Raw genomic sequence first — 21,987 nt, 5'->3', positions numbered from 1 at the left:
ATTCAGATGTTTGATTACGAAAGTCTTCGCCTGTTTACATGGGCAATAATTGGCGTGTTGTTGATCGGTTTTATCATCACTGACGGTTTTGATATGGGAGTCGCAACTCTACTCCCTGTTCTTGGAAAATCGGAAGTCGACCGACGAATTATGATTAACTCCATAGCACCTCACTGGGACGGTAACCAAGTGTGGCTAGTAACGGCAGGTGGCGCAATATTCGCTATATGGCCAGCAATATACGCCGCCGCGTTTTCAGGGTTCTATTTAGCAATGATATTAGTGCTCGCGACCTTGTGGTTGAGACCATTAGGTATGGACTACCGTGCAAAAATCGACAATCCACAATGGAAAAAAGCCTGTGACATTGCACTGATCATCAGCGGCTTTATTCCTCCAGTTATTTTTGGTGTTGGTTTCGGCAACTTATTAATTGGTGTTCCGTTTGAATTTAACGAGTTGCTAATGATGTCGTACCAAGGTGGTTTTTGGGATCTACTTACGCCCTTCCCGCTATTATGCGGTCTAGTGAGCTTGGCTATGGTTGTGACGCAAGGCGCGGCATTTTTACAAATGAAAACAACGGGCGATTTAAAACAGCGAGCACAGAGAGTCATTATATGTATGGCACTCACTACTGCTGGGTTATTTGCTGTGGGCGGTTTGTTTGCCTACACCCTGCCAGGCTATCTCATCACTAGTCCAGTCGTAACGGATGCGGTTTCAAATCCATTACTGAAGCATGTTGTGAAGTTTGATGATTTACTTCTGCACAACTACGAAACTGATCCCGTACTTTGGATTATCCCAGCGTTAGGCATCATTGGGATGTTGAGCTGCGCACTAATGACTCGACTGAACCGTGCAGGATTAGCTTTTGCATCTTCAAGCTTGTCTATTGCAAGCATTATAACAACCGCGGGCGTCGCTTTGTTTCCAATGATCATGCCATCTAGCTTGGTACCTTCTCATAGTTTGACGTTGTGGGACGGAACCTCTAGTCAACTGACTTTGAGCATTATCTCTGTTGTTGCGGTCATCGTTGTGCCTATTATCTTGGGTTACACAATCTGGTGTTACTACAAGATGTTCGGTCGCTTAGACAGTAAATACATTCATGATAACAGTTCATCGCTGTATTAATTTTGGCGAACCAAGAGGATAACTTATGTGGTATTTATGTTGGGTTCTGGGAATCTTGCTCGCTTGCGCATTTGGCATCATTAATGCGCTATGGTTAGAAAACACAGACCTTCTAGATGAGACGGATTAACGGATAACTCGTTTCATATAAACGAACATAGGGTATGTTGTTTTCATTTTTTATACTGAAAATTGCCCGCTAATGTTTGTGGAAAGCCTTCGTTTCGCTATGAAATGGAGGCTTTTTTTGATCGTACATGAGCCACTCGTACCATCTAAACCTGCAGGTCCTATCTCTTGAATTAGCTTTTCCTTAAATGAATCTTGATTTAACACCCCAATAAGCTATTAGTTACATATTCATCAGTTTAATGAATCTATTAATACAAATTAGAGATGAATATCAACGTCACCGGCTTAAAGGGAATTAACCATGAGTAATCCATCGGAACCTAAGCATCCTCTGCTGTCTCTTTCTATTCGCAGTAAGTTTATTTTAATCAACCTCACCCTGTTTATTTCTGTTTTTATCTATGCCGTCTACGAGCAACTCAGCTTAGACAAATTGGAATCATTGGAGATCGCTGCGACCGAAAACCTCAGAAGCTCAGTAGATTTATTAACGCTTAGGCGACATGAGAAAGACTTCTTGTCTCGCCACAATCAAAAATACGCAGAGCGTTTCGATAAAACCGCCGACATATTGAATCAAAGATTGGTGACGTTGAACCAAACTCTCACCTCGCACGAACTTCACCTGACCGAGCAAATGACCAAGATCTCCGATACCCTTCATCAGTACCAGAAACAGTTCCACCAGATCGTCAATCAAGTGAACGACATTGAACGTACAACCCCACCTTTGGGCTTTGTCGCCGCTCTTGATGGAAAAAGAACAGCGCTGAAATCAGCAATCGAATCAGAATCAAGCTTGGCACTGGAACTTGCGTTGTTAGAGCTGATCGAAAAAGACTTCCATTACCTCGCACATATTAATAGCCAAACGAATGCGGCGTTAACCAATGCTCTTGTTGATTTTGAACCCTACTCCCAAACCTCGATTGCGACTGAACAAGCCTATTCCGAATATAAGGCTGCAGTTGAAACTCTGTTGGTCGCTAACAGCAATCTAGGCTTGTCTGCAGAGTTGGGGCTTAGAGGCGCATTACGTAGCAATGTCCATAAAACGGAACAAGCCATTGAAGAAGTGCAGAATGAGATAAGCCATGCAATTACAGTGGCAGTTAGGCACACACAAAATATGTTGCATCTGTTTGGCGCCGCTATTGTTGCGTTGCTTTCTTTGCTGTTGGTGTTCATCGGTCGCAATATCTTGGGTCGTATCAAAGCGATAAACGTGATGATGGAGTCGATTGCCAATGGCGATGGTGATTTAACGGTGCGAATGAACGCTAAAGGTAACGACGAGCTCGCTCAACTTGCTCACTCGTTTGATACCTTCATCAACAAGCTGCACGGCAACATTAAAGAGTTGTCGGGAGTTATGACAGTGTTGACAGAGAGTTCATGTAGCTCTGAAGAAGCCGCGATCAAAAGCATGAGTAATGCTGAGAAACAGAAACAACAATCGGAGTCCGTCGCGACCGCTGTGAACGAACTGGTGATGACCAGTAACGAGGTCACAGCCAATATAGAAAATGCCGCAACTAATGCAGAGAAAATTAAAGATAACGCCCATCAAGCATTACAAGAAACACACTTAACAGATGCGAGTATCAATGTGTTGGTTGAAAACATTGCAGAGTCGCAAGACCTAATCGTGCAGCTTGAAGAACAGAGCCGTGAAATCAATCAAGTGGTAACGACGATTCAGGGAATTGCCGAACAAACTAACCTACTTGCGCTTAACGCTGCGATTGAAGCTGCACGAGCAGGCGATCATGGACGAGGCTTTGCCGTGGTCGCCTCTGAAGTGAGAGAGCTTTCTTTAATGACTAACGACTCAACCCATCAAATTGAATCGACCATTCATGGTTTAACGTCCGGCATTGCCAAGACAGTCGCTAAGATGTCGGCAAGCTTGGAGCAAACCGAACAAGTTAAGCACCAGACTAAAGATGTGGTCAATGCGATTGAAGGTATCCACTTTCAAGTCGGAGAGATGTTCGACCTTAACAGTCAGATAGCGACAGCATCTGAAGAACAATCCATGGTATCTGCGGAGATCGACCGAAACATCAGCGACATCGCTCATCTAGCAAGTAATACACATACCGTAGTATCAGGATCAGTGCGTTGTAGTGAGCAGGTATCGAGCGTGAGTGTGAAGTTAGAGAAGATTGTGGCTCAGTTTAAATACTGATGTGTAGCCTACTTTGTTGTGGGCTGTCACCACCTCTGCATAAACTGTAGGTAATAAAAAACGCCCTTATCGCTTTATGCTGATAAGGGCGTTTTAATTCTATAAGGACACTTTCTGTTATCTGCAGACTACAGGTGTCTATAAACAGCGGTTGTCCGAAGCACTAGTCTAGATTAGCCACGTGCTTTTAGGAATTCAGCGTAAGTACCACGGAAATCGTTGATCTTGCCATCTTTGATTTCAAGGATACGCGTTGCTAGAGAGTCTACGAATACACGGTCGTGAGATACGAAGAACAATGTGCCTTTGTAGTTCTCAAGAGCCAAGTTAAGCGCTTCGATAGATTCCATATCCATGTGGTTAGTTGGTTCATCCATAAGTAGGATGTTTGGCTTGTGCATCATGATCTTACCAAGAAGCATACGACCTTGCTCACCACCAGAAATTACCTTAACTGATTTCTTAATGTCGTCTTGACCAAATAGCATACGACCTAGGAAGCCACGAACTACCTGCTCGTCTTCACCTTCTTGACGCCATTGGCTCATCCAATCGAACAGGTTCATGTCTTGTTCGAAGTCATGTGCGTGGTCTTGAGCGTAGTAACCGATGTTTGAGTTTTCAGACCACTTGTACTCACCAGTGCGAGCTTCAAGTTCGCCAGCTAGTGTGTTCAGAAGTGTTGTTTTACCCACACCATTCTCACCGATGATCGCAACGCGCTCACCTACTTCGAAGATCGCATCGAACTTGTTGAATAGGTCTTCTTCGAAGCCTTGAGATAGGTTTTCAACCACAAGTGCGTTACGGAATAGCTCTTTAGACTGTTCAAAACGAATGAATGGGTTTTGACGGCTAGAAGCTTTCACTTCTTCAAGCTGAATCTTATCGATTTGCTTAGCACGAGACGTTGCTTGCTTCGCTTTAGATGCGTTAGCAGAGAAACGAGAAACGAAGGTTTGAAGTTCAGCAATTTGTGCTTTCTTCTTAGCATTATCAGACAGTAGACGTTCACGCGCTTGAGTCGCAGCCGTCATGTACTCATCGTAGTTACCCGGGAATAGGCGAAGTTCACCGTAATCAAGGTCAGCCATGTGCGTACAAACAGAGTTTAGGAAGTGACGGTCGTGCGAAATGATGATCATTGTGCAGTTACGTTGGTTTAGCGTATCTTCCAACCACTTGATGGTATCCATGTCCAGGTTGTTCGTTGGTTCGTCAAGAAGCATGATGTGCGGGTCTGCGAACAGAACTTGTGCTAGAAGCACACGAAGTTTCCAACCAGGTGCTACTTCGCTCATTAGGCCGAAGTGCAATGCTTCTTCGATACCTACAGCAAGAAGAAGCTCACCCGCTTTCGCTTCTGCCATGTAACCGTCCATCTCAGCGAATTGAACTTCAAGATCAGCTACCTTCATGCCGTCTTCTTCGCTCATTTCTGGCAAAGAATAGATGCGGTCACGCTCTTGTTTAATAGTCCAAAGCTCTTTGTGACCCATGATAACTGTGTCGATTACCGAGAATTCTTCGTAAGCGAATTGGTCTTGGTTCAGTTTTGCAACGCGCTCGTTTGGATCGTAGCTTACGTTACCAGCACTCGGCTCAAGTTCACCAGATAGGATCTTCATGAACGTCGATTTACCACAGCCATTCGCGCCGATTAAACCGTAACGGTTACCTTCGCCGAACTTAACTGAAATATTTTCGAAAAGTGGCTTAGCGCCGAATTGTTGGGTGATATTTGCTGTGGAGATCAATGCCTTTACCTTTTTAATGTGAAAAACGCCGCAACGTTACTTGTTCAGGGCTTTAACTGCAAGTATTGATTGCAATTACCCGCTAATAAGTGAGCGATAACCTAGCTAAATCATAGTTTGAGATAACTCACATTTTTGATTTCTATTTATAGAGCGATAAATAGCCAAACTGTGCAACATATAAAGTATTGAGCCACTGAGTAAAATCCGCCTTATATAAAGACATATCTCTTATAAATAATTTAATATATCGCATAACAACCCGTTACAACCAAAGCTTCTTTATACATAGCTATTCACAACACCCTCTAATGCACAAATACTAGTCTAACGCCTGACAGTTTCATGACAAAACACCAAGATTCGGGGATAAAGTACTCGCCCTCATTAATGCATGAGATTTCACAAAGCTCGATTATCTAACTATAGTAATCCTAACCTCATAATTCTAAGAGACTTTTATGCGTTCATTACCGCGCTTCTTATTCCTCATATTAGCCATGCTCTCATGGCCGAGTCATGCCAACTTGGAATATGACTTACAATCACAACCTCAGGTCTCTGACATTGCCCAAGATCTGAGTAATCGTATCGATGAGCTTCCCGACCCTCTTTTTATGGAGGCGTCAGATAAGCGCAAGGTAAATCTGTTGCTCGCTGAAGTGCTCCGTGTTCAGAATCAGCAAATCGCAACGTTCGATAAACGACTCAAGGCTTATCGAGAAAACAGCGAGCCAAAACAGTGGTTCGATGTAGAGTCTAGCTACGTCACGTTGAACAGCTTGAATGTGAGCAAGCAGCACTTATTGGAGCAAAGCACCACAAGTAACAGAGAACGCTTGACCGGTTTTGGTCCTTACGGTGTTACCCAGTTCAAACAAGAGTGGGAACTGACAAAGCTAAACGTCGAATACTTGGTGTATTTCCAAATACGCAGCTTCAAAGCGCTTATTAAAGACATCTTCATTTCCCCGGTGCCTGTGATTGGTGCAGCGTTAAAAGTGCTGTTCATCTATTTTGCGCTGGTGTGGTGGTTAGCGAACAGTAAAAGGTTGATCGAACTGTTTCGCGTTAACCTGCTCGAAGCGAAGCCAAACCCTCCATTCCTGATTCGTTTAATTTGGTATGTGAGCCGTGCGGATAGAGCCATTGCTTGGTTAATTGCTATCACCCTGTCTCTGCGTGTGCTATCAAGTATCCCTAGCCTGCAACATCTGATATTCCTTGAGATCTTCACGTGGTGGATTTTAGGTGGCTCGATCGCAATCAGCTTCATTCTTGAGTTTGCATACCGCATGGGACGTACCTCAAACAAAGAAGTCATTGCGCTACGCCTTTCAACGATTCGCCGTTACGTATGGAGTTTCATTGTTGCTGGTGTGATTCTGCAAATCTCAAGCATCACGCTGGGTAAAGGCACCATCTACAGTTGGATTTACAGCGTTCTATTCTTTTGGTTTGTGTTGGTGACCATCTCGGTACTTCGATTATGGAGAGCGAAGGTATTCAATAGCCTAGAACATATCTCTGATCGCCCAGTGTGGGTTAATTGGGCCGTGAATCGCCAAGATACTTTTTTACTTAATATCATCGCGACTGCGCTTGGTATTGCTTGGTTGAGTGTTTATCACTTCCAGCATCGCATCATGTCACTGCTTTCGAACTACACAGTATTCAGTCAAGCACTGGCTTACCTGTTTAGGATTGAAGTGGCTAAGCAGTCTGACCTTGATAAGAATCAGAAAAACTTAGTGCGTATTAAAGGCGATCAGACATACGAATACATTCTACCTGGATCCATCGACAGCGAGCTGATTGACTATGCAGGCGATGAAGTAAAACAACTGTCTCGTTATCTTATGTCTGACAGCCCAGCGATTTGTATCGTGTCGGGTGAACGTGGCGTGGGTGCAACAACGCTTCTGTATACCCTACTGCACAAGGTATCGAATGCAGAACCAATTTACGTTAGTTGCCCTTACGCGGGTTACCAAGAATTACTGTGTCACCTAGCAGTAAGCATCGGCTTAGAAGAAGACGCAACTGAGATTCAAATCTTGGCACATCTTCGTAAGAGCGAAACGACTTATCTGATTGCAATTGATAATGCCCAGCGCCTAGTTAAACCAATGGTTGGTGGTCTTTCTGATCTGATTCGATTAACTAACTTACTTCGTCGTTCGAAGAAGAACCACAGAATCGTGATGTCGATTGCCAAGTCTAGCTGGCGATTTGTCGACCGAGCTCGTGGCGAGCGTCTATTGTTTGATTTGGTTTGTTTCCTTCCACGTTGGACTGAGAAACAAGTTGGCGAGTTGCTAACCAGCCGTATCAATACTGAACTCGATAAGCCATTGTCGTTTGATGGTTTAGTGGTACCAAAACAGTGGGACCAAGATGACATGAGCGAAGAAGAGCGCGCGCGCCAAGGTTTCTATCGTATCTTGTGGCACTACTCCGATGGTAACCCAACCGTTGCACTGCGCTTCTTCCGTCTCTCTTTAAATAGAAATAAAGAGACAGACCAAGCGGTGGTAAGGCTGTTCCACGTACCCGAGGCGCAAGAACTAGAGAACATGCCAAAACCAATGTTGGCGGTCCTTCGCTCTATCGTTCAGTTAGAGATCGCGTCTACCGAGGTGCTATCAGAGTGTACTCAGCTAAGTATTGCTGAAGTCACCGGTATTCTTCGCTATTTTGAAAGCCGTGGTTACATTGGTTGGAATGAAGACAAGGCGAAAATTTCCGACCACTGGTTCCGACACATTACTAACGTTCTCGACCGTCAACATTTATTGGTGAAGTAAAATGAAGAAGTTATTTGTCCTATTATTTGTTGGCTTGGCAACGGCGGTAAGTTTCCCGACTTATGCGACAGAAGAGTTAGCCAATGTAGAAAACATCTCTAAGATCGCGAGCTTGGTTCGTTGGAGTGGCGTGTTCTTCTCCATCATAGTCATTGCAGCGATGTGGTTATTATTGAAGTTCATCAACTCAATGGTGACGAGCTTTGGTAGTCAGTTCGTTCAATATCGAATGCTGTTGCAAAAGCTTCAATCGTTCATGCAGTTCTTCATTTATGTGAGTACGGGTCTTATCGTGTTCATGATGAGTTTCCGTATCAACGACCAAATCTTGGCTCTGATTGGCGGTACTCTTGCCGTATCGGTCGGCTTTGCGCTTAAAGACTTGGCGGCCTCTTTCATCGCGGGTATCACCGTAATGATTGACAGACCATTTCAAGTCGGTGACCGCGTCACGTTTGAAGGTAACTACGGCGACATTATTACTATCGGTTTACGCTCGGTACGTATGAGAACTTTGAATGACGACATCATCACGATTCCAAACAACAAGTTCTTAAACGAAGTCACCACCAGTGGTAACTATGGCGCGCTGGATATGCAGGTGGTGATTCCGTTTTACGTCGGTATGGATGAGGACATCACCCTCGCCCGTGATCTGATACAGGAAGCGGCCTCATCAAGCCGTTACATCCACCTACCTAAGCCTGTGACGGTGTTGGTGAAACAGACCATTACTGACAACTACCTAGCAATACAGCTAACCTGTAAAGCTTATGTGGTGGATACAGCCTATGAGAAACTGTTCGAGACAGATATTACGCTTCGTGTCATGAAAGAGTTTAAGAAACACAACATCAACCCACCTAAAATCTCGGTGGCTGCTCACTCATAGCTTTAGGTTGATTACTCGATTGTTCGAAACAAAAACACCTCCGCACTTGAATAAGATTGGAGGTGTTTTTTTATGGTTGCCGCCTATGTAACAGCTATTAATTTTACCGCTCTATGGCTCCATAAGTTTCTGGTGAAAAGCGCTAAACCTTAAAGTACTTCAACTGTTCTGTGAGATGTTCAGTGGTGTTTGCCATCTTCTGACTGTCTTCAGCCAGCGATTGTGAAGCCTGTAGGACTTCGTTAGCGGCCAAATGAATACCAGTAACACTCTCACTCATCTCTGTTGCTACTGTGCTCTGCTGCTCGGACGCAGCAGCAATTTGCGAGACCATATCATTGGCGTTGTGTAGCTCATTCACAATCACATCGAGTTGCTGGCGTGTCTCATTAGATGCAACCACGCTGTGGTCCACTTTTTCGTTGCTGCTTTGCATAGCATTAAATGTACGTTCGGCTTGTTGTGTTAGCTTCTCGATGGTCGATTGCACTTCGTTGGTAGAATTTTGCGTGCGACTTGCTAGGTTACGAACTTCATCAGCAACTACAGCAAAACCGCGCCCTTGTTCCCCTGCACGTGCCGCTTCGATAGCGGCGTTTAACGCTAGTAGATTAGTTTGCTCAGACACATCGCGAATCACACCAACCACTTGGCTTATCTCTGTAACACCAGATTGAAGATCTCTGACCAAGTTATTTGCAGTTGAAATGTTCTCAGATACTTGAGATATGGTCGTTGCGGTTACCTGCATGTTTTCATCATTTTGGTTAGCGTGATCGACCACTTTGTTGGTACTCGCAGCGGTGTTTTCTGCATTCATCGCGACATCTGAAATGGTCGCGCTCATCTCTGTCATTGCGGTCGATAACAGTTCAAGCTGTGCATGTTGCGAATTCACACTGGTTGCTGCCTCTTCACTGGCCTGCGCGATATGACTTGCCATATTACTAGACAGATCCGCAGACTCGTTTGCTGTACGAAGCGTTGTTTGCAGTTTGTCGAGCATGGTGTCGATCTGGTGGCTCATATCGCCCAACTCATCTTTACGTGTCATATTCATGCGAACACGAAGGTCACCATCGGCAATTTTATGCGTGTTATCGATAAGCTTGTTAAGCGGGACGATTATGTTATTTGAAATCGCATAACCCATCGCAAACAGTAAGCCTGATAAAACAACTGCGACCATGCCTTCTTTAAGTGCTAATGCGTAGAAAGCCTCTTGAATATCAGCGACCAGTATTCCTGAGCCAATAATCCAGTTCCACTCAGGGAAGAGTTGTACGTAAGAGATTTTATCTTTGAGTTCACCTTGAGGGCTCATCCACTGGTAATCGAGAAAGCCTTTCTCTTGAGGTGAGCGTGAGATCGTCACCATTTCACGCCAATGGTGCTTTCCTGCTCCGTCTTTCAAATTACCTGCGTTGGTACCATTAAGCTCAGGTTTGAGCGGATGACTAATAATGTTGAGTTGTTGGTTAAGGATCCAGAAGTAATTGGTGTTGTCATAACGAAGCGTCTTAATGGCTTGTAGCGCTCGCTCCTTTGCGACTTCTTCACCTAGTACACTACGTTGGCTGTAGTAATAGCCGGCTAAGCTTACTGCGGTTTCAACTTGAGCACTGAGCTTATCTTGCCGCTCTTCCATAGAGCTGGCTCTTTGCTGCATGAGGTTAAATGTAGATGCCATTACTAGCAGTACAACCGATAGAACGACAATTGAGGCGAGTTTTGACTTGATAGATAAGTTACTTAATTTCATAGCTGACTGACTTTATTATTTGTTTTGATTATGGATTTTCGACCAAGTTATCAAAATTTTGTACAGTTCAGATGATATGCATCAAGAACACTAAATATACACTGTGTTACATAATCAAAAAGAGGTATAGGTCAAACAGGCAGAGGTTGAGGTTTGATTGGTGATAGTTTAGTAGTGCGGGATTTTCGTGCTTGGGCTGAATGTAAAAACAACAGCCCAAGCGAGCTAGGACAACCATCAAACGATAGCCGTAGCAGGTTTAGAGGTTAGACACCAATAACTGTGGTGTCGCTTTTTGCTGAAGGTAGATACTAAAGCGGCTTCCTTTACCCACTTCTGATTCTACGCGTATCTCGCCACCAATTTGACTTAAGATACTTTGAGATACAGATAAGCCTAAGCCAGTCCCGTCGCGTTTCGTTGTATAGAATGGCGAGAAGATGCGCTTTAACTGCTCTTCTTTGATGCCACAACCTTCGTCTTCAACATGCACGATAGCGCCATGAGACACGCCGTTTTCTACCCAATCTTCACTCGAGATTGTTAATGTTCCCTGCCCGTCCATTGCATGAATAGCATTCATTTGTAGGTTGACCAGAATCTGCAGCAGTTGGTTTCGATTTACTTCAACCGATGTTTTAGCGTTTAAGTTCGAAACGTAAACCATGCCGCGCTTTTTCGCCCCAGTTTTCACGAGCGTGATACTCTCATCGACGATCGGGTTGATGTGTTGCCACGTGATCTCATCCTGCACGCCACCGTGTCGGCTGTATTGAAGCAAGCTTCGCGTAATATTTCGGATTCGGTCGATTTGCTCCATGATGGCATGGACTTCTTCTTCGACACGGCTTACTTCATCCCCTAGTTCAAATTTCATCAACTCAACGTTGCCAAGGATTACCGCTGTTGGATTGTTGATCTCGTGAGCAATACCTGCGGTTAGCTCACCGAGCGCTGCCAGTTTCTCATTGACCACCAGCTTATCTCTAGCTTGATTTAGCAGCTTGATATGCAGCTCGAGTTCTTCGGTTTTCTCTTTCAAACTAGCGGTGCGAGAATGGACTTTACACTCGAGTTCTAACGCCGCTTGTTGAATCTCTTGATTGCGCTCATGCAGCAGATCCAACATCTTGTCGAATTGTTTAGCAAGTAAGGTAAGCTCATGTTGATCATCCAGTCCTAACGTACCAATTCGCTTGTCTTGCCCCATCTGTACTAGCTTCACCACTTTATGAATGCGTTCGATAGGGTTGAAAAGATCGCGCGCACCTCTGTGAACGATCAAACCTGAAACCAGCAACAACAGAACGATAGTTATACTGATTTCGCCAAGGTTAGTCAGGTAGGTTTCAATGAGCGGCCAGATTAGGTAACCCGTATATAGCATGCCGATCACGTTGCCAAACTGGTCGTGAATTGGTTGATAAGCCGTGATGTACCATGCATCGTATACATATGCTCTGTCGAGCCACTCTTTGCCCTCGTTTAAGACTTTAGAGTGAACCTCGTGAGAAACTCGCGTACCAATTGCACGCCCTACACTGTCTTCACTGCTTAATGGTACGTTAGTGCTCACACGAAGGTCGTCAAGAAATACGGTGACGGTTCCTACATGACGGTTGAAGCCCTCTCTCTGCGGATAGATCAGGTTGCTGATTTGATCGACCAACTGAGTGCTGTTATTCAACAAGATCCCGCCATCAAGAAAGCCGATCACATGATCATGTTTATCTTTAATGGATACGACAGTACGGCTAACCAAGCCACGTGTTTCAACATCATGACCATTAAGCATCGGAACCTCTGCCTTTTTTGCAAGATCACGATCTAAGTAATCGAGTTCATTTCTGTCTAACACACTGAAAAACGATGATTTATGCGTGAGATTCAGGTATTCAAGCTTCTTTTCCATGCTTTCTACGCTGCGCCAGCGTAAAAAATCGAGCTCATATCGTGACTTATTCTCTGAGACCCAACGAATGAGTTCATCTTGAGGCACGTCGTTCGCAAGCTTCATTCGAAAGTTGTAAGACTCAGCAAATGCGCGCACGTTATAAGCTTGTTGGTTTTGAATCAGATGAATACTGTTGTCTGCGACGTCGAGACGTTCATCAACATCGATCAAAGCGCCTTGCCACGTATAGTGAACAGACCAATAAAAGGTGATCGCAACGAGCGCGCACAGAGTAAGAAAGATCGGTGCTGACGTGAGAAACAGTAAACGGTAGCGCACCATGGTTTTGAAGCGGAACGCCCACTTTGCCCACCACTGACGTCTAATCGGCATATTCTGAGCCTTCTGTGTTCCAGTCTTTGTATTTGCGTTCTAAGGTTTTACGAGCAACGCCAAGGTCTCTTGCCGCTGCAGACTTATTACCATCGTGAAAACTCACAAGCTGTTCGATATGTGCTTTCTCCACTTCTTTAAGTGTCCAAGTGTTTGGATAGCCTTCAGCAGCGTCCGTTGTATTCAAGTTCGGCACTTCAGCACCATGTGACACCGTCACTGAAATACTCGCAGGTGCCGGGTCGCCATTTATCTCTCGCCAATAGTGAGCTGGTGGCTTGTCTAATAGAATGCAGCGCTCCACGAGGTTTTTAAGCTCGCGAATATTGCCCGGCCATTCGTATTCATTCATCGCTAAGATATCTTCATGTGCCCAATTAGGTATCGGCATACCTAATTCACTCGATAGTAGGCGCGTAAAATATGGAACAAGCTCAATCAGATCGGATGGTCGTTCGCGTAACGGAGTCACATCAATCTTAAGTACATTGAGTCGGTAAAATAGGTCGCGGCGGAAGTGCCCTTTCTCGACTTCTTCTTGAAGGTTTCGATTGGTTGCCGCGACAACACGAACGTCTACGGATATCTCTGTCTCGCTACCGACGGGGCGAATGGTACGTTGCTCGAGCACTCGCAGCAGTGCAGCTTGCATAGGCAGTGGCATTTCGCCAATTTCATCAAGGAATAGCGTACCGCCATTAGCCACTCTGAATAAACCTTCACGATTCTTCTTCGCGCCAGTAAAGGCACCGGAGGTGTGGCCAAATAATTCACTTTCAAGAAGCTCTGGAGCAATCGCACCACAGTTGATTGGGACAAATGGCCCAGTTCGTTTACTGGCTTCATGAACACCACGTGCAACCAATTCTTTACCGGTACCAGACTCACCTTCTACTAACACGGACGCTCTTGACGGAGCAAATTGGCTAATAAGAAGCTTAAGTTGTTTGGTCTTATCTGAGCTACCAATAATCTCGGTTTTGATGTGGCGGCTGACATCACGCTTCAACGCGTACTGCATTCTTTGGTCAAGGCGCTTATCCATACAACGAAGTACAGCTTGAATCATCTGTTCTAAGTTGAATGGCTTTAAAATGAAATCTGAAGCACCGAGCTTGAGTGCTGATATGGTCATCTCCAGATCGGCATAGCCAGTCATAAAGATAACATCTGCTTTTCGGTCGCTATCATTGAAGGCTTCTTCCCACTCAATACCAGAGCGACCAGGAAGATTAATATCGAGAACGATCAGGTCGAAGTGTTCATTGCAACGTAGCGTTTCTGCTTCTTCTACAGAGCCTGCACTCGACACCTTGCCAAAGTACTTACCTAGTGCTTTCTTTAAAATTGCCTGCATGCCAATTTCATCATCGACCACCAGGACCGAAAACGCCTGATATTGAGTCAAGGTGCTTGGATTGAGGTTAGAGGCGTTTGAACTAGGTAAAGACATAATGATCAGCCGAAAGGGAAAGTTGGGACAGAGTGTACCAATTAACCTTTTGTTCAACAGGGACAATGTGCGACATTTTGTCCTAGCTCATGTTTTGGTTCATTTTATCTAGCGAAATGACGCAGTTTTGTCCGAAATAACAGCAATTTAATGAGACTTGATGCATTATTTGTTGGCATTAAGATTGCTTATAGGGAAAGGATTTCTAATTACTATAATTAGCATCTTATGCACATGTCCTTCTTTGAGCCCTTTAAAACTGAAGACATGTCATTCATTTCTAACAAAATGGAAATAATAATAATGAAAGCAATTCCCCTAACTATTGCAGCTCTATCTATCGTCAGTTACTCGGCTAGCAGCGCAGAAGACACCACTCATATCAAGCTTGCGACAACGACAAGCACTTATCATTCTGGCTTACTGGATTATCTACTGCCTGAATTCGAAAAAGATTCGGGTATCAAAGTCGATGTTTTAGCGGCGGGTACTGGTAAATCACTTCGCATGGGTGAAAACGGTGATGTGGATTTGGTGATGACACACGCACCAAAAGCAGAAGCTAACTTTGTTGAGAAAGGCTACGGCGTTTTACCTCGTAAATTGATGTACAACGACTTTGTGATCGTTGGCCCTGAAAGTGACCCAGCGAAAGTTGAATCTCAAAAAGCAGTGGCGGATGTATTTAAAGCGATTGCGACAAACAATGTAACGTTTGTGTCTCGTGGTGATGATTCAGGTACACATAAGAAAGAGATGGGTATCTGGGCTCAAACTAAGATGGAGCCAAACTTTGGCGGCTACCGCAGCGTTGGTCAAGGCATGGGCCCTACTCTAAACATGGCGTCAGAGATGCAAGGTTACACAATGACTGACCGTGGCACTTGGCTGGCTTACCAAAATAAATTGGATCTAAAAATCCTTTTCCAAGGTGACGAAAACCTATTCAACCCTTACCAAGTAATTCTAGTTAACCCAGAGCGTTACCCAAGCATTCACTACCAAGCAGCAAAAACATTCAGCGATTGGTTGGTTAACCCTAAAGGTCAAAAACTGATCAACGACTTTAAGCTGCACGGCAAGCAACTGTTTGTTGCGAGTGCTGAGTAGTTTGTCGCTCGCTAGCTTGTGCTAAATAGGTTTTTTGTCAAATAGCACTAGGCTTAACGAGTCAGCAAACCAAACAAGTAAAGAAATAATAGCTGGCCAATAAGGCTCATTAATATTGTGTCAGCTATGATTAACATCAGTCATTACCGATAAAAACCTATTATCGATTCACACGAGATACTTCATGACCTTATGGCAAACAACGCTAGATGCATTGAATTTACTGGTGAATTTTGACCACGACCTGTGGCAAATTGTCGCGGTGTCCTTCAGCGTATCTTTGTCCGCCATCTCTCTGGTAATTGTTCCCTCTATCATCATGGCTTTCTTATTGGCCTACACGGAATTCCCTGGGAAATGGGCGTTACTCTCAGTAATCAACACATTGCAAGCAATACCAACCGTGGTTATTGGCTTATTGATGTACATGATGCTCTCTCGTTCTGGCCCACTGGGCGACTGGCAATTGCTGTTCACTCAAAAGGCTATGATTCTAGGTCAGATGCTGATCTGCTTTCCTATTCTAGTTGCCATGATGCACGGTGCGCTGCAAGCCAGTGATCGCCGAGCTGTCGAAACGGCATGCACTCTGGGAGTTTCAACCACTCGCGTTGCCTGCACCTTGATTTGGGAAACTCGTTTTCCTCTACTGGCGGCAGTCATTGCTGCGTTTTCTCGCATCGTCACTGAAGTAGGTTGTTCAATGATGGTTGGCGGAAACATTATGGGAATGACAAGAAACATCCCTACCGCTATTGCAATGGAAAGTCACAAAGGTGCTTTCGCTCAAGGTGTGGCGTTAGGCATGGTTTTATTGGCATTGGCATTAGCCCTTAACTTTTTCCTTTCTAGTGTGAGAGGAAAAGGCTATTTAAGAACTTAGGAACGCTGTCATGAGTATAAAAATAACAACGCAGCAAATTTCAATGCGCTACAAAGAGCGTGTTTTGTTCCACATCCCTGAATTGTCGATCGGTCCGAACGATGCGATTTATCTTAAGGGCGATAACGGTGTAGGAAAAACCACTCTATTAAAAATTCTGTCTGGATTGATTAAGCCGACTTCTGGCCGTATTCAGTCACCGACACAAAGTTGGCAACATAACCTGTTCCCTAGACTAAAATTTAAAGACATCATCTATCTGCATCAAACACCTTACCTATTTGATGGTTCTGTGTACCAGAATGTCGCTTATGGGATTCGCTTTAGTAAAGAGAGCCAAAAAGATAAGCGAGCTCAAATAATTAATGCGTTGAGGATGGTAGGTTTAGAAACCCTAGCAGATGAACACATTTCTGTGTTGTCTGGTGGTGAACGTCAACGCGTAGCAATGGCACGAGCTTGGATTCTCAAGCCATCAATTTTGCTGATGGACGAGCCAAGTGCTTCTTTAGACAAAGAATCTATTGAAAGATTGGTGATTATGGCCGAAGATCTTCTTCAGAGAGGCGCGAGTTTAGTCATTACCAGTCACCAAACCAACGCGTTAACCGATTTGTGCAAGAAGCAATGGTGGATCAAAGATAACACGCTAGCTGAGTCACCGCTTCTGCAAGTAATTAAAAAGAACAAAGCACAAGAGAATATTTATGCTGCTTCCAACGCAAACTAGTTGGGTTATTTTGGCTGGCGGACAAGCCAGCCGTATGGGCGGAAAAGATAAAGGACTCGTTGAGCTCAACGGTTCCCCGCTTATTCAATACGTTATAGACAAGCTGTCACAACAAGATGTCAGCATCACCATCAATGCCAACCGTAACCTCGACAGTTACCAAGCATTCGCTCCGGTTGTTTCCGATTCGTTCCCTGATTATCCGGGGCCATTGGGCGGTATTCATGCTGGCCTTAAAAACGCGACCACTGATTGGGTCGGTTTTGTCCCATGTGACAGTCCACAAATCAGTGATGATCTTGTAGAGCGATTTTGTGCAGCTGTAAAAGAAGACAGTGACATTCTTGTGGCTCACGATGGCGAATTCAAACAACCCGTGTTTACCCTATTCCACAAGCGTGTTCTTCCAAAGCTAGAAGCCTTTTTAGAGCGTGGCGATCGCAAGATAATCTTGCTCTATAAAGAGTGCGTCACTGAGTACGTCGACTTCAGCGATGCACCAAACTGCTTTGTAAACCTTAATACGCCAGAAGAACTCACCCAATTCGGAACGCTTCAATAATGAAAGATTCAAAACAACGCCCTAACCTGCCGTTATTAGGTTTTGCTGCCTACAGCGGCACAGGTAAAACAACGGTACTTGAAGCCCTGTTACCTTTGTTAACCGACGCAGGTTTGAAAGTTGGCGTTCTTAAACATGCTCACCACGATTTTGATGTCGATAAGCCGGGCAAAGACAGCTATCGCTTACGTAAAGCTGGTGCAAACCAAATGTTGATCAGCTCTCGCAACCGTCATGTAATGATGACAGAAACGCCAGAAGCCGAAGCTGACTTTGATTATCTGCTTACCCGTTTCGATACCAACACGTTGGATTTGATTTTAGTTGAAGGCTGCAAGAACATCGCTTTTCCTAAAATCGAGCTTCACCGTGATGAAGTGGGTAAACCTTGGCTTTATCCAAATGATGTCAACATCATTGCTATCGCAGCCGACAGCAAAGTCGAATCCGACCTGCCACAAATGGCGATCAGCGACTTAGAAGCGATTCGTGATTTCATCATCGAATACGCTCAGTCATTTGATCCTGTGTCGAAAACAAGCAAAACAGCAGCGTGTTCATCACCAAAAGATAATACACCGATTGTATGTTGCGACTCTTTTTCCCCTGCAGGCCTTACCGTGACTCAAGGCCAGCAAAAGATTGTTGATAGCATTGATTCACTAGAGCTGACGGAATCCGTTGCCCTAGAACAAGGATATGGTCGCGTATTAGCGGAAGATGTTATCTCACCTATCAATGTACCTCAGAACACGAACTCTGCAATGGACGGCTATGCTATTCGTAGTGAAGACTTAGAACTGGATAGCTACCACGTTGTTGCTGAAGTTATGGCAGGACACAGCTACGACAAGACCGTTCAACAAGGTGAAGCGGTTAAGATCATGACAGGTGCACCAATGCCAGAAGGTGTTGATGTGGTTGTTATGCGTGAGCAGGCTGTTCAAGAAGGTGACACAGTTAGTTTCCCAGACGCAAAAATTTCAGTAGGACAAAATGTCCGTATGGCGGGTGAAGATCTTGAAATCGGCCAACCTGTCTTTACTCGTGGTACAAGAATCGAAGCACCAGAAATGGGCATGATGGCATCACTAGGTTTTGGTACCTGCCCTGTTCTACGTAAAGTGAAAGTTGGCGTATTCTCGACAGGTGATGAAGTTCAAGCACCAGGTAGCGAGCAAAAACCAAATTCTATTTACGATTCAAACCGTTTTACTATTATTGGTATGCTTCAAAAACTGGGCTGTGACATCGTTGATTACGGCATTATTGAAGATGACGAACAAAAGATGATGGATGTCCTTCATGCTGCGTCGTTAGAGACTGACATGGTATTAACGTCTGGCGGTGTATCTGTTGGTGATGCTGACTACATCAAGCTTGCGCTAGATAAACTGGGTGAGATTAACTTCTGGCGTATCAACATGCGTCCGGGGCGTCCTCTTGCTTACGGTAAAATTGAAGATAAACCATTCTTCGGTTTACCAGGTAACCCAGTCGCAGTAATGGTGTCATTCATCAATTTTGTTGAGCCAGCGATTCGTAAGCTGCAAGGTCAAACAAACTGGACACCAGTAAAAGCGAATGCAGTAGCTACCGAGCAACTGCGTTCTCGCCAAGGCCGCACTGAATTTAGTCGTGGTGTGTTCACTATGAACGAATCTGGTGTACTTGAAGTTAAGACGACTGGTAAACAAGGCTCAGGCATTCTGCGCTCAATGAGTGAAGCAAACTGCTTAATTGAAATTTCACCATCGGTTGATACCGTCAAAGTTGGTGAAACAGTGACGATCATTCCACTGCAAGGCCGTGTTTAATTAGTAAAACTGCCTAAGGTGTGTTGATTGCACTAGAGCTCGAACGTTCGAAGCCCCTTCTTCTAAGGTTTAGTCGTAAGGGGCTTTTATATTTCTGAGCTAACCTTAATAAGTAACCCATTAACTAAGTTAATCTTAAGATTTCTTACCATTACCTTGAGCGACGTACGGTTTTTATGTAGAGTGCGCCCAAAGTAAAAATTCTATTGGAGCGCATCATGGCTCGTACCATTCTGTACACATACAAAGACGAAGACAAAGAGTTACTGTTTTCAAAACAAGAACACCGCACGATCCAAGAAGCGGTTGCTGATGCTGAAGGCATCGACATCACTGAATATTTAAAAACAGAGCAGCAGCTTGAGTTGATTTCAGATACTAAAGCAGTTCGCAACTACCAAGACAATTACTTCCGTAAGCTAGGTTTTTCAAAGCTTACGCTGAAGCAAAAAGAAAACCTTGGTGTTGGTAAAAAGAATAAGTAAGTTCTTAGCGAGCTTCGCTCTTGTTAGTCGATAGCTCAAAAACACCAAACAATAAAAATGCCGCACCTCTTTCGAGATTGCGGCATTTTTATTTATTCTGCGTAACTTGTTTAGCTGAAAGCCATCACTATTTGATGTTTAGGAATGCAGCACCACGAACGCCACCTGAATCACCGTGTTTTGCTTTGATGATCTTCGGACACTTAGCAACAGACAGTAAGTACTTAGGAACGCGCTTTGGCATTTCTTCGTAGATAAGCTCAAAGTTTGAAAGACCGCCACCCAGTGCAACAACGTGTGGATCTAGGCCAGTAAACAGGTTCGCAAAGCAGATAGCCAAAAGTTCCATGAAGCGGTCAACGTGTTCAGCCGCTTTAGCCTCACCTTCGTTGTAAGCTTGGATGATCTCAATCGCTTTCTTCTTCTCGCCAAAGTAGTGCTCGTAAATCAATTCGAAACCACGACCCGACAGATAGCTATCTAGACAACCTTTTTTACCACAACCACAACCTAAAAGCGGTGCGTTGTCACCAAGGTGGAACCATGCATCCAAAGGTAGACGCATATGGCCTAGTTCACCGGCAACGTGGTTACGACCAGAGAATACCTTACCTTCGTAAACTAAACCGCCGCCAAAACCTGTACCTAGAATTAGACCAGCAACCGATGGCTCGTCTTTTAGCTCATCATCCCATGCTTCAGAAAGCGCGAAACAGTTCGCATCGTTTTCGATTTTTACGCTACGACCGATTAGCGCTTCTAAATCTTTACGTAGTGGCTTACCTGTTGATGCAGGAACATTAACAACCAGCATAGTGCCGTCGTCTGCGTTTTCCATACCAGGAAGGCCAAGGCCGATTTTGCCTTCGCAAGAGAATTCGCTATCGTATTTCTTTACTAAACCAGCGATCGTATCAAGCAGTAATTGATAGTCATCTGTTGGTGTTGGAACGCGCTCTGTTGCTACTCGCTCAAGTTTCTCATTGAATGCACCAAATTCAATTTTAGTGCCGCCAACATCGAAGCCGTAATACATGAAATCTCTCCAATTTTTCCCTAAATTCGGGCAAATAAACTCTTTAAATAAAACAACTGGGGAACATTATCCATAACACTCCCCCTACAAACCGTGATAGATAACAAACTTATCTCGTGTTTGAGTCTGTTTGAACAACAAGTCAGCACAAAGCGGTTAAAGGTTAGAGTGACGTCTCATTTTTACTGTGCTCTATGAAAGCATTCAGGCTTGGTTTGGTCGGATCTGACTTGTAACGAGTCTTACTTAGCATGTAGCTTTCGCGAAATGCTTCAAACCATAGTTGTAATGTTTTGGCGCCCTGCTCTTCACCAGCTTGTTTTAATACTAAGCTCGCGACTTCTGCAGTTGAAAGGTGTTGCTCATTGTCTGACTTTCGCATCATGTATTGAGAAACGGATTCAGGTTCAATCGACAACACAGGTAGCTCTTGTAAGTACTCAGAACGTCTAAAGATACGTCTTGCTTCACGCCAGCTACCATCGATGAAAATCAGTAGTAGCTTTTTATTTGGATTACGCATTTGTGGCAGGTCTTGAACCACTCGCGATTTGTCATCGGTATAATCTTCTGGGAACACAATCACCGGTTGATATTGCTCGTCCTTCAGAACATCCAGCATCTCTGTGTTTGGCTCTGTTCGATGCCATAGGTAAACATGGCTGTCTTTTACTGTGTCGACAATCAAACGACCTGTATTACTTGGTTTCAATATTTCGTTATCTGACAAGATCAACATTGTGGCAATATTCGTATCTATGTTCGGTTGGTGGTCACAGATACAGCTGTCTTGTTTGATTTTACAGAACTCACATCGAACCACTTTACACCCGCGCGCATTGAACGGCTTGGTAGAAAGGGACAAACGGTGTTGATATAAACGGTGAAAAGCGTGGATTCTCATGGACAATAACAGTAAATCTAGAAAAGTGGCCCGATT

Annotated in this window: 17 protein-coding genes; 11 read left to right on the top strand and 6 right to left on the bottom strand. The window is 44.4% G+C overall.

Annotated features, from left to right (window positions below):
* Positions 1 to 6: 6 nt before the first annotated feature.
* From cydB to F0228_RS05760, 3 genes are all read left to right on the top strand, one after another.
* On the top strand, positions 7 to 1,143 hold the full coding sequence (gene cydB, locus F0228_RS05770; RefSeq protein ID WP_171731170.1) for a cytochrome d ubiquinol oxidase subunit II: 1,137 nt from the start codon (positions 7 to 9) through the stop codon (positions 1,141 to 1,143).
* Positions 1,144 to 1,168: 25 nt separating this feature from the next.
* Positions 1,169 to 1,273, top strand: a complete 105-nt coding sequence (gene cydX, locus F0228_RS05765) for a cytochrome bd-I oxidase subunit CydX (protein WP_116870564.1) — start codon at positions 1,169 to 1,171, stop codon at positions 1,271 to 1,273.
* A gap of 303 nt (positions 1,274 to 1,576) precedes the next feature.
* A complete protein-coding gene (locus tag F0228_RS05760; RefSeq protein ID WP_171731171.1) occupies positions 1,577 to 3,466 on the top strand; it encodes a methyl-accepting chemotaxis protein in 1,890 nt (629 codons plus the stop codon).
* Between the two features lie 173 nt (positions 3,467 to 3,639).
* Here the strand turns inward: F0228_RS05760 and F0228_RS05755 are convergent, their stop codons facing one another.
* Positions 3,640 to 5,223 carry an ABC-F family ATPase gene (locus F0228_RS05755; RefSeq protein WP_008217915.1) on the bottom strand — a complete coding sequence of 528 codons (1,584 nt, stop codon included), beginning with the start codon at positions 5,221 to 5,223 and terminating at the stop codon, positions 3,640 to 3,642.
* Between the two features lie 461 nt (positions 5,224 to 5,684).
* Here F0228_RS05755 and F0228_RS05750 point away from each other — a divergent pair, with 461 nt between their 5' ends.
* Together F0228_RS05750 and F0228_RS05745 are read left to right on the top strand one after the other, a co-directional pair.
* Complete coding sequence (locus tag F0228_RS05750) at positions 5,685 to 8,030, top strand: AAA family ATPase (RefSeq protein ID WP_061034053.1); 2,346 nt, start codon at positions 5,685 to 5,687, stop codon at positions 8,028 to 8,030.
* A gap of 1 nt (position 8,031) precedes the next feature.
* Positions 8,032 to 8,922 carry a mechanosensitive ion channel domain-containing protein gene (locus F0228_RS05745; protein WP_061034054.1) on the top strand — a complete coding sequence of 297 codons (891 nt, stop codon included), beginning with the start codon at positions 8,032 to 8,034 and terminating at the stop codon, positions 8,920 to 8,922.
* Positions 8,923 to 9,064: 142 nt separating this feature from the next.
* On the opposite strand, the gene F0228_RS05740 is transcribed toward F0228_RS05745, so the two are convergent.
* The 3 genes from F0228_RS05740 to F0228_RS05730 all read right to left on the bottom strand — a co-directional run bounded on the left by F0228_RS05740 (position 9,065) and on the right by F0228_RS05730 (position 14,424).
* Positions 9,065 to 10,684 carry a methyl-accepting chemotaxis protein gene (locus F0228_RS05740; protein ID WP_061034055.1) on the bottom strand — a complete coding sequence of 540 codons (1,620 nt, stop codon included), beginning with the start codon at positions 10,682 to 10,684 and terminating at the stop codon, positions 9,065 to 9,067.
* Positions 10,685 to 10,943: 259 nt separating this feature from the next.
* Positions 10,944 to 12,971, bottom strand: coding sequence for a cache domain-containing protein (locus F0228_RS05735; protein WP_171731172.1), 2,028 nt, complete (start codon positions 12,969 to 12,971; stop codon positions 10,944 to 10,946).
* On the bottom strand, positions 12,961 to 14,424 hold the full coding sequence (locus F0228_RS05730) for a sigma-54 dependent transcriptional regulator (RefSeq protein WP_061034057.1): 1,464 nt from the start codon (positions 14,422 to 14,424) through the stop codon (positions 12,961 to 12,963). The genes F0228_RS05735 and F0228_RS05730 overlap by 11 nt, the downstream gene beginning before the upstream one ends.
* A 303-nt stretch (positions 14,425 to 14,727) precedes the next feature.
* Between F0228_RS05730 and F0228_RS05725 the strand changes: the two genes are divergently transcribed.
* The 6 genes from F0228_RS05725 to F0228_RS05700 all read left to right on the top strand — a co-directional run bounded on the left by F0228_RS05725 (position 14,728) and on the right by F0228_RS05700 (position 20,011).
* A complete protein-coding gene (locus F0228_RS05725; RefSeq protein WP_061034058.1) occupies positions 14,728 to 15,534 on the top strand; it encodes a substrate-binding domain-containing protein in 807 nt (268 codons plus the stop codon).
* A 184-nt stretch (positions 15,535 to 15,718) separates the two neighbouring features.
* On the top strand, positions 15,719 to 16,417 hold the full coding sequence (locus tag F0228_RS05720; protein WP_171761986.1) for an ABC transporter permease: 699 nt from the start codon (positions 15,719 to 15,721) through the stop codon (positions 16,415 to 16,417).
* Between the two features lie 10 nt (positions 16,418 to 16,427).
* Entirely contained in the window at positions 16,428 to 17,147 is a 720-nt protein-coding gene (locus F0228_RS05715) for an energy-coupling factor ABC transporter ATP-binding protein (RefSeq protein ID WP_008217897.1), read from the top strand.
* The gene (gene mobA / locus F0228_RS05710) at positions 17,125 to 17,709 is read left to right on the top strand and encodes a molybdenum cofactor guanylyltransferase MobA (protein WP_017112061.1); all 585 of its coding nucleotides are present in this window, start codon (positions 17,125 to 17,127) and stop codon (positions 17,707 to 17,709) included. The genes F0228_RS05715 and mobA overlap by 23 nt, the downstream gene beginning before the upstream one ends.
* Entirely contained in the window at positions 17,709 to 19,526 is a 1,818-nt protein-coding gene (locus tag F0228_RS05705) for a bifunctional molybdopterin-guanine dinucleotide biosynthesis adaptor protein MobB/molybdopterin molybdotransferase MoeA (RefSeq protein WP_171761985.1), read from the top strand. Before mobA ends, F0228_RS05705 begins: the two co-directional genes overlap by 1 nt.
* A gap of 218 nt (positions 19,527 to 19,744) precedes the next feature.
* Positions 19,745 to 20,011 carry a DUF2960 domain-containing protein gene (locus F0228_RS05700; protein WP_061034061.1) on the top strand — a complete coding sequence of 89 codons (267 nt, stop codon included), beginning with the start codon at positions 19,745 to 19,747 and terminating at the stop codon, positions 20,009 to 20,011.
* 127 nt (positions 20,012 to 20,138) lie between these two features.
* On the opposite strand, the gene nagK is transcribed toward F0228_RS05700, so the two are convergent.
* On the bottom strand, positions 20,139 to 21,047 hold the full coding sequence (gene nagK / locus F0228_RS05695; protein ID WP_008217891.1) for an N-acetylglucosamine kinase: 909 nt from the start codon (positions 21,045 to 21,047) through the stop codon (positions 20,139 to 20,141).
* Positions 21,048 to 21,210: 163 nt separating this feature from the next.
* Positions 21,211 to 21,951 carry a tRNA-uridine aminocarboxypropyltransferase gene (locus F0228_RS05690; RefSeq protein WP_239962622.1) on the bottom strand — a complete coding sequence of 247 codons (741 nt, stop codon included), beginning with the start codon at positions 21,949 to 21,951 and terminating at the stop codon, positions 21,211 to 21,213.
* Positions 21,952 to 21,987: the final 36 nt, after the last annotated feature.

The organism is Vibrio sp. 99K-1, assembly GCF_013114585.1.
Lineage (GTDB): Bacteria > Pseudomonadota > Gammaproteobacteria > Enterobacterales > Vibrionaceae > Vibrio > Vibrio chagasii_B.
This window is presented reverse-complemented; position numbering and strand designations above follow the sequence as displayed.